This is a genomic window from Neisseria sp. Marseille-Q2251 (assembly GCF_940793045.1).
Classification (GTDB): Bacteria; Pseudomonadota; Gammaproteobacteria; order Burkholderiales; family Neisseriaceae; genus Neisseria.
Map to the genome: position 1 here is coordinate 22,422 of NZ_CALNWV010000034.1, position 6,227 is coordinate 28,648.

7 protein-coding genes and 1 pseudogene are annotated in these 6,227 nt (G+C 47.8%); 7 read left to right on the top strand and 1 reads right to left on the bottom strand.

Annotated elements, in window-relative coordinates; all coding sequences use genetic code 11:
• Position 1: 1 nt before the first annotated feature.
• The 7 genes from AAG834_RS10590 to AAG834_RS10620 all read left to right on the top strand — a co-directional run bounded on the left by AAG834_RS10590 (position 2) and on the right by AAG834_RS10620 (position 5,940).
• Positions 2 to 454 (top strand): hypothetical protein, encoded by a 453-nt coding sequence (locus AAG834_RS10590; protein ID WP_342032094.1) that lies wholly within the window; start codon positions 2 to 4, stop codon positions 452 to 454.
• Between the two features lie 96 nt (positions 455 to 550).
• Positions 551 to 1,981, top strand: coding sequence for an Asp-tRNA(Asn)/Glu-tRNA(Gln) amidotransferase subunit GatB (gene gatB, locus AAG834_RS10595; protein ID WP_342032095.1), 1,431 nt, complete (start codon positions 551 to 553; stop codon positions 1,979 to 1,981).
• 70 nt (positions 1,982 to 2,051) lie between these two features.
• The gene (locus tag AAG834_RS10600; protein ID WP_342032096.1) at positions 2,052 to 2,585 is read left to right on the top strand and encodes a DUF2262 domain-containing protein; all 534 of its coding nucleotides are present in this window, start codon (positions 2,052 to 2,054) and stop codon (positions 2,583 to 2,585) included.
• A gap of 59 nt (positions 2,586 to 2,644) precedes the next feature.
• Positions 2,645 to 3,148, top strand: a complete 504-nt coding sequence (locus tag AAG834_RS10605; RefSeq protein ID WP_083299280.1) for a hypothetical protein — start codon at positions 2,645 to 2,647, stop codon at positions 3,146 to 3,148.
• A 76-nt stretch (positions 3,149 to 3,224) separates the two neighbouring features.
• Positions 3,225 to 3,908 (top strand): suppressor of fused domain protein, encoded by a 684-nt coding sequence (locus tag AAG834_RS10610; RefSeq protein ID WP_070511986.1) that lies wholly within the window; start codon positions 3,225 to 3,227, stop codon positions 3,906 to 3,908.
• Positions 3,909 to 4,216: 308 nt separating this feature from the next.
• A complete protein-coding gene (locus AAG834_RS10615) occupies positions 4,217 to 4,849 on the top strand; it encodes a peptidoglycan-binding protein (RefSeq protein ID WP_342032097.1) in 633 nt (210 codons plus the stop codon).
• Positions 4,850 to 4,932: 83 nt separating this feature from the next.
• Complete coding sequence (locus AAG834_RS10620; protein ID WP_342032098.1) at positions 4,933 to 5,940, top strand: 2Fe-2S iron-sulfur cluster-binding protein; 1,008 nt, start codon at positions 4,933 to 4,935, stop codon at positions 5,938 to 5,940.
• Between the two features lie 167 nt (positions 5,941 to 6,107).
• Here the strand turns inward: AAG834_RS10620 and AAG834_RS10625 are convergent.
• Positions 6,108 to 6,227 (bottom strand): annotated as a pseudogene (locus AAG834_RS10625) (IS630 family transposase); the annotation flags it as partial.

Below are 6,227 nucleotides of genomic sequence, written 5' to 3' on the forward strand. Positions count from 1 at the left end.
AATGGAATATTACGATTACTTTTCCCCAAAATTTTGGCAATTCTTATGGGGTTTATGGCAGACAACGGGGCTGGAAATATCTACAAGCATTGTGTTATTTCTGCTGTACTGGCTCATCCTTTCTGTACTTGTTACGTACATTTTGTGGCGTAAACGTCCAAAAACGCCGCATTTTTGGCGAAAACATTTATTACTCAATAGCATTATCTACCTACCTTTGAGTTTGTTTATCAACCTTGGTTACATAGTCATGCGTTTTATTATGCCGGCTCGCAATCAAGCGGCATATTACGGACAGTTGACGTTGCATCCTCTGGAACAAACATTTGTTACATTATTTAATGTTATTTATTCTTACGAATGGCTGTTCCTCGTATCTGTTGTGGCTGCTGTGAATGTATTGCTACTGGCTATTTGGCGTAAAAAGCTTTTTAAACAATCATCGCCATCCTAAATGCAAGCAGGTTTCTATGTATTTCAGAAATCCTGCCCAATGAAAAATCAAATATCCCCTATTTAAAACAACCCAAATTCAAAGGAAACTTAAACTATGACTTGGGAAACAGTAATCGGCTTGGAAATCCACGTCCAGCTCAACACCCAATCCAAAATCTTCAGCGGCGCATCGACTGCATTCGGTGCGGAACCCAATGCGCACGCCAGCGTGGTGGAATGCGCGCTGCCGGGCGTACTGCCGGTAATGAACCGTGAAGTCGTTGAAAAAGCCATCAAATTAGGTTTGGCTTTGGATGCGAAAATCAATCAGAAAAACGTGTTCGACCGCAAAAACTACTTCTATCCCGACCTGCCCAAAGGCTATCAAATCAGCCAGTTAGATTTGCCGATTGTCGAACACGGCAAATTGGAAATCGTGGTCGGCGACGATGTGAAAACCATCAACGTAACCCGCGCGCACATGGAAGAAGACGCGGGCAAATCCGTGCATGAGGGCTTGAACGGTGCAACCGGTATCGACCTGAACCGTGCCGGCACGCCGCTGTTGGAAGTCGTATCCGAACCCGAAATGCGCTCCGCCGCCGAAGCCGTTGCCTACGCCAAAGCCTTACACAGCTTGGTAACATGGCTGGACATTTGCGACGGCAATATGGCGGAAGGCTCGTTCCGCGTCGATGCCAACGTATCCGTGCGTCCGAAAGGCCAAGCGGAATTCGGCACGCGCCGCGAGATTAAAAACCTCAATTCCTTCCGCTTCTTAGAGCAGGCGATTAATTACGAAGTGGAAGCGCAAATCGAGATTTTGGAAGACGGCGGCAAAGTACAGCAGGCAACCATGTTGTTCGACCCGGAAAAAGGCGAAACCCGCGTGATGCGTTTGAAAGAAGACGCGCATGACTACCGCTACTTCCCCGACCCTGATTTGCTGCCCGTCATCATTTCAGACGACCGGTTGCAAAAAGCCAAAGCAGAAATGCCCGAACTGCCGAAAGAAATGGCGGCGCGTTTCGTGGCGGATTATGGCGTGAGCGACTACGACGCGCGCCTGCTCACCGCCAGCCGCGTGCAGGCTGCCTATTTTGAAGAGGCCGCCAAAGTCAGCGGGCAAGGCAAGCTGGTGGCCAACTGGATGAACGGCGAACTCGCCGCCGCGCTGAACAAAGCCGAACTGGGGCTACCTGAAAGCCCGATTACCGCCCCGCGCCTCGCCGCGCTGGTGGGCAAAATCGCCGACGGCACATTAAGCAGCAAATTGGCGAAAAAAGCCTTTGAAGCCATGTGGGCGGAGCCCGAAGCCTCTATTGCCGAAATCATTGAAAAACACGGCTTGCAGCAGATGACCGATACCGGCGCGATTGAAGCGATGGTGGACGAAGTGCTGGCAAACAATGCCAAAGCCGTGGAACAGTTCAAATCCGGCAACGAAAAAGCCCTGAATGCGATTGTGGGACAAGTGATGAAAGCCAGCAAAGGCAAAGCGAATCCCGCGCAGGTGCAGGAATTGATTAAAGCGAAGTTGGCTTAAGTAGAGTGCTGCCTGAAAACAGCAATAATGCTGATTCAGGCGGCTTTGATAACCGTGATGAGGAATCCCTATGACTATTCCGAAAAGTCTCAAACATCCACAGTTTGGTATTTTTAAATGGAAATCAGATTGGGATGCCTATACGGGAAGCATTCCGTGGAGCAAAGGCAAAATCACTGTATTAATTTATCGTGATGCCTTTGACCATTCAGATGTGGGAGATATATGGCAAATACTGGAAGATATTGTGTCCCATGTTGAAAGTTGGGATGTTGTAATTCATACAGCATTGAAAGAGCATTTTTATACGACGGCACAAAACTGGTTTGCGCCACACGATGATTACGATGAAACTGATTTTGACAGTCTGATTACTGACATGGCGGAGTACGTTGGCAAAGAAACTGCCGAGCGACTGGTTTTATCAGGGAAAATAGACGAAGACGGCTTTTACCGCCTGATGAAATTGGACAGTATTTCCTTGTCGGAGCAGGGTCTTTTAGATTTCCACTTTGATGATGATGGTTGGATTTTTGACGGACACAGCATCACACTGACCGCTTCAATTGAACAGGATATTTTGGACGGCTGCCTTGCAGGATAGCCTTGTCTTCCTTGAAAACACAGTAATCTCCACCAGGTTCTCCCTCAGGCAAAACCTCTATGTTTATTCTCCAAACCGTCTCCGTACAATGGACAAAACGCAGCCGCTCCGCGCCACTTGCCACCATACGCAACCGCCTGCCGCGTCTACTGCCCTTGCCTGATACTGTTTTAGAGTGTGAATATGGTTGCCACAACCAACATTATCAGGAATCTTATTCTGACAATGATTCGGTCACTTTTTTAGTCTATGAACCCAAGTTCAGCATAATGCAAACTCTACCCGCAGAGTTGGATAATGGTTTCGGATTTATTAATCAGGACAACTGCCTTACCGTTTACTTCACCGATAAACGCGGTGGACGAAAATCTCGTAGGCGCCTGTTTGTTTTAGCCGACGGGCAAACCGCACAGCTTCGCACAAATGGGCGCGGCTGTGGATTTGATAATACCTATTACACTCAGCATACCTACAATCTTGCCTATGCCAAGCATATCCCACGCGAAATTTTTACCCAGCGTCGATTCGATTACTGCGTATCTCTGGAAAACCGACTATTCTAGTGCTTGCAACATCCTGTAATCACGTTGAATCTGCTTTCTAAGCTCCATTTTAATCTGAGTTACACAAGGATAAAACATGACAGAACAAGAATACCGCGAGACCTTCTCCGAAGACGAATCCGTCGGCTGGGACGCCATCGATGCCGAACTTGAAAAACTCTACGGCGACACCGAACCTCGTCACTACGGCAGTATCGTCAAATACTGGATGGGCGGAGAAGATCCGCTAGACGGCACGAGCATCTACGATTGCGAAGAACAAACACCACACCGCCACATCATCTCCTACGGCATGAGCGAGCTTTACTTTTCTCCGGAGAGTGCTGATGTCGAATTCAGCAAGTGGGGCTTCGAATTTACCTTCCGTATCACACCTTGCAAACTTGACCCGGCTTCCGACAGCGGTACGCCGCACGAACCATTTTGGGCTATCAACCTGATGAATAACTTAGCCCGCTATGTTTTTGAGAGCGAAAAATGGTTCGAACCCTACCACTTTATTCCTACCAACAGTCCCATACGAAGTGATACTGAAACCGCTTTGGTCGGTATCGCTTTTGTCTCTGATCCCAAACTGCCTGCCATTGATACACCGAATGGCAAAGTTGATTTTCTGCAGATGGTTGGACTGACTCAATCCGAACTGGATTGGTTGTGGCAAGAACCTTCAACCGCCCGCTGCAAAGAGCTGATCGACAAAATGCGTGTTGACAATCCCCTTCTGATAACGGATTTGGCGCGTACACGCAGTTATGTATAGCCACCTATACGGTTTTATCAATCAAATTCCCGTTGAAACTGAAATTGCAAAGTGTCTTCTTCGGAGCATTTTCTGAAAATTGCTAAAATCATGGTTTTGTGGGTTGCATTGCTGGGAAGTACATGGGCGTCTGAATTGGATCAGCCGATGCGAGCGACTATGTGCTGCTGAACAAAGAACAGCAATCGATGAACCTGAAAATCATTCATGTATTTTTCAGCCAGTCTTACCGGGTCGTCTGAAAGCAGGGGATAGGTTAAAGCTTAGTTTTCAGACGACCTTAAAGCCATTACAAATCAAGGAATAAGATGAAAATAATATTACCTGCAGTACTATTACTGGTAACAACTTCCTCATTTGCAAAAAATTACGCCGATCAGCCTCAGCCTTTTACTCCTCAAACAGTACAGGATGTATTGCGTTGCAAGGTGTCATCTTTGGATTTTTCGTTTTGGATTCCGGAAAATTTTACCGGTTACCCTGGTTCAGATGAGCGTGCGGAAGAAGAAAATGTGGGACGTTTTGTCAATAAGATCGACAACATTACTTACCGTTACCGCTTGCCGTTTAAGGTGCATCTTGCCAATCCCTTAGATGGAAAAGAAGTAGAAGGGCAGTATGTCGCTATTCGCAACAATGCTGTCTATTTGGAAATTGATTGGGCACGATATCCCAAATTGCATTCACTATACCGTCAGAAATATCAGGAAGACCTTTATGAGCTGACGCAACAGCTAAGGGGACAAAATATCACATCCAAAACGACACCTAAAAAACTGGATACATTGGGCTATAGTGTGCCTGCTGTCGAAAAATCGATAACAGACCCCAATAAAAAATTGAAGATATGGAAATATTTTGGCTTTCCTGCTGTCTTTAAAGCTGATGTAATAAGAGGTGATTCAGATAAGGGCTATATCGGCTGCCGTTATCCGTTGTAGACTGTCTTCCGAAAACGGAGGTCGTCTGAAAGCTGATTTTTCAGACGACTTTTTAACTTAATCTATTCAAACCACACCAAGCTATGACCCATACCATTACCCTACCCGACCAAACCACCTTTACCGCCGACGACGGCGAAACGGTTTTAGCCGCTGCCGCCCGTCAAAACCTCAATCTGCCCCATTCCTGCAAAAGCGGGGCCTGCGGGCAATGCAAAGCCGAACTGGTGAGCGGCGATATTCAAATGGGCGAACACTCGGAACAGGCTTTGTCCGAAGCAGAAAAAGCGCAAGGCAAGATTTTGATGTGCTGCACCACCGCGCAAAGCGACATCAGCGTCAACATTCCCGGTTACAACGCAAACGCCCTCCCCGTCCGCACCCTGCCAGCCCGTATCGAAAGCATGGTTTTCAAACACGATGTCGCCCTTCTGAAACTCGCCCTGCCCAAAGCACCGCCGTTTGCTTTCTACGCCGGGCAATACATTGATTTACTGCTGCCGGGCAACGTCAGCCGCAGCTACTCCATCGCCAATTCGCCCGACCAAGAAGGTATTTTGGAACTGCACATCCGCAGGCGCGAAAATGGCGTCTGTTCGGAAATGATTTTTGGCAGCGAACCCAAAGTCAAAGAAAAAGGCATCGTCCGAGTTAAAGGTCCGCTCGGTTCGTTTACCCTACAAGAAGACAGCGACAAACCCATCATCCTTTTGGCAACCGGTACAGGCTATGCCCCCATCCGCAGCATCCTGCTCGACCTTATCCGCCAAGACAGCAGCCGCGCTGTCCATTTCTACTGGGGTGCGCGTCACCAAGATGATTTGTACGCACTCGAAGAAGCGCAAGAGTTGACAGGTCGTCTGAAAAACGCCCGCTTCACTCCCGTCCTATCAAAAGCCGCTGAGGGTTGGCAAGGCGAAAAAGGATACGTCCAAACTGCCGCTGCGAAGAATTATCCCGATTTGAGCGGCTACGAAGTTTATGCCTGCGGCTCCGTCGCCATGATTGAAAGCGCGAAGTCCGTATTGACCGCGCAATGCAGCCTACCGGAGACAGCCTTCTATTCGGACGCATTCTCGCCAGCGCAATAAATATATCCGCGCCAACCTAAACCTGCCGCAACCGCAAAAGGCTTGGAAACAGAGTTGTCTTAAAAAATATAGTGGATTAAATTTAAACCACTACGGCGTTGCCTCGCCTTGCCGTACTATTTGTACTGTCTACGGCTTCGTCGCCTTGTCCTGATTTAAATTTATAGTCAATTAAAATCAAAATAGGACAGTAACGCATCGTCAAATCGGGCGTAATCAGACAATACGGTTCGCAGATACCGCTTAATATTCGCCCACACCTTCTCAATCGGGTTGAGCTCAGGTGA